The sequence below is a fragment of the Pseudoalteromonas sp. T1lg21 genome, assembly GCF_002964625.1.
GTDB lineage: Bacteria > Pseudomonadota > Gammaproteobacteria > Enterobacterales > Alteromonadaceae > Pseudoalteromonas > Pseudoalteromonas gelatinilytica.
The window spans coordinates 1-1,186 of sequence record NZ_PQBX01000030.1 but is presented as its reverse complement, the minus strand read 5'-3'; the positions used below and the strand labels follow the sequence as shown (position 1 = coordinate 1,186).

General features: G+C 45.8%; 1 protein-coding gene. It reads left to right on the top strand.

Annotated elements, in window-relative coordinates:
- Positions 1-1,185, top strand: a complete 1,185-nt coding sequence (gene tuf / locus C2M25_RS06895) for an elongation factor Tu (protein ID WP_063702537.1) — start codon at positions 1-3, stop codon at positions 1,183-1,185.
- Position 1,186 lies beyond the last annotated feature (1 nt).

The following is a 1,186-nucleotide window of genomic DNA, read 5'->3' as shown; positions in this document are numbered from 1 at the left end:
ATGGCAAAAGAAAAGTTTGAACGCGTAAAACCGCACGTAAACGTTGGTACAATCGGCCACGTTGACCACGGTAAAACAACTCTAACAGCAGCAATCACAAACGTACTTGCGAAAGCATACGGTGGTCAAGCTAAAGACTTCGCATCAATCGATAACGCTCCAGAAGAGCGTGAGCGTGGTATCACAATCTCAACTTCACACGTTGAGTACGATACTCCAACTCGTCACTATGCACACGTAGACTGTCCAGGACACGCCGATTATGTTAAAAACATGATCACTGGTGCTGCTCAAATGGACGGCGCAATCCTAGTAGTTGCTGCGACTGACGGTCCTATGCCACAAACTCGTGAGCACATCCTACTTTCTCGTCAGGTTGGTGTACCTTACATCATCGTATTCATGAACAAATGTGACATGGTTGATGACGAAGAGCTACTTGAGCTAGTAGAAATGGAAGTTCGTGAACTTCTTTCTGAGTACGATTTCCCAGGTGACGACTTACCTCTAATCCAAGGTTCTGCTCTTAAAGCACTAGAAGGCGAAGAGCAATGGGAAGCGAAAATCATTGAACTAGCAGAAGCGCTAGATTCATACATCCCAGAGCCAGAGCGTGACATCGATAAGCCATTCATCATGCCTATCGAAGACGTATTCTCAATCCAAGGTCGTGGTACAGTTGTAACTGGCCGTGTTGAAGCTGGTATCATCAACGTGAATGACGAAGTTGAAATCGTAGGTATCAAAGAAACTACGAAGACAACTTGTACAGGTGTTGAGATGTTCCGTAAGCTTCTAGACGAAGGTCGTGCGGGTGAGAACATCGGTGCACTACTACGTGGTACTAAGCGTGAAGACGTTGAGCGTGGTCAAGTACTTTGTAAGCCTGGTTCAATCAAGCCACACACTAAATTCACTTCAGAAGTATACGTACTTTCTAAAGATGAAGGTGGTCGTCACACTCCTTTCTTCAAAGGTTACCGTCCACAGTTCTACTTCCGTACAACTGACGTAACAGGTGACGTACAGTTACCAGAAGGCGTAGAAATGGTAATGCCTGGTGACAACATCAAGATGACTGTAGAGTTAATCTGCCCAATCGCGATGGACGAAGGTTTACGCTTCGCTATCCGTGAAGGTGGCCGTACAGTTGGTGCTGGTGTTGTTGCAACTATCGTTGAGTAAT

What these genes read in the sequence shown, in the direction of transcription:
- tuf (WP_063702537.1), top strand. Translation starts at nt 1, where the DNA reads ATGGCAAAAGAAAAGTTTGAACGCGTAAAACCGCACGTAAACGTTGGT.